The organism is Mesorhizobium sp. WSM4840 (genome assembly GCF_055811755.1).
The window spans coordinates 1-993 of sequence record NZ_JBVVQD010000107.1 but is presented as its reverse complement, the minus strand read 5'-3'; the positions used below and the strand labels follow the sequence as shown (position 1 = coordinate 993).

Annotated in this window: 1 protein-coding gene and 1 pseudogene; both read left to right on the top strand. The window is 62.0% G+C overall.

Annotated elements, in window-relative coordinates; all coding sequences use genetic code 11:
• A partial coding sequence (locus AC0L3I_RS36895; RefSeq protein ID WP_473530229.1) for a YciE/YciF ferroxidase family protein occupies positions 1–389 on the top strand: 389 nt, incomplete at its 5' end.
• 162 nt (positions 390–551) lie between these two features.
• Positions 552–993: pseudogene (locus tag AC0L3I_RS36890) on the top strand (hypothetical protein); the annotation flags it as partial.

Sequence of the window (993 nt, the reverse complement as noted above, 5' to 3'; positions counted from 1 at the left end):
CATCGGCCGATCTGAAGGCAGCCTTCGAGAAGCACAAGGACGAAACCGACGGTCATGTCGAGCGCCTGCAGCAGGTTTTCGAGCTCCTTGGCAAGCGGGCACAGGGCAAGACGTGTCCCGCGATCGACGGCATCATCGAGGAGGGCGAGGAGATTATGGAGGAGTTCAAGGGAACTCCCGCACTGGACGCCGGTCTGATCTCCGCTGCCCAGGCTGTCGAGCACTACGAGATCACCCGCTATGGCACGCTGAAGCGCTGGGCCGAGGTTTTGGGCATGAGCGACGCCGCCAAGCTGATCGAACAGACGCTCGGCGAAGAGTCTATGACAGACGAGGCGCTCACCGGATTGGCGGACGCCTCGGCCAACGAAATGGCCAAGGCCGCCTGATCACACACCAGCCACCCCAACTGTGTTGGGTGGCTGTTTTACTTCCAACAATCCGTCTTTCGATAGGAGGCAATCATGGGTCGTGGCATTCTACTCTGGCTGCTCGGAGTTCCTATTCCGATCATCATCCTTCTCGCGCTGTTCATGCGGTAGGAGGAATCCATGGCATCAACCATCCTGGCGACCGACGTCGCCGCGCCGGTCGAGTCCTCGTCATCCGCAGTCAACTGGGGACCGATCATCGCCGGCGCCTTCGCTGCCTCGACGCTGACGTTCATCCTGATGCTTCTCGGGTCCGGCCTCGGGCTCACGATGGTGTCTCCATGGTCCAACGAAAGCGCCAGCGTCACCACCTTCGCTGTGTCCACTGCGATCTGGCTGGTCATCGTGCAATGGTTGTCATCCGGGCTCGGGGGTTACCTGACCGGGCGCCTTCGCGCCAAATGGGTCGGCATTCATACGGACGAGACGTTCTTCCGGGATACCGCGCACGGATTCATGGCCTGGGCGCTGGCGACGCTTCTGGTCGTGTTCGTGCTCGGTTCGGCGCTGTCCGCGGCAATCGGCACCGGCGTCAAGGCGGCCTCGACAGTGGCCTCGGGAG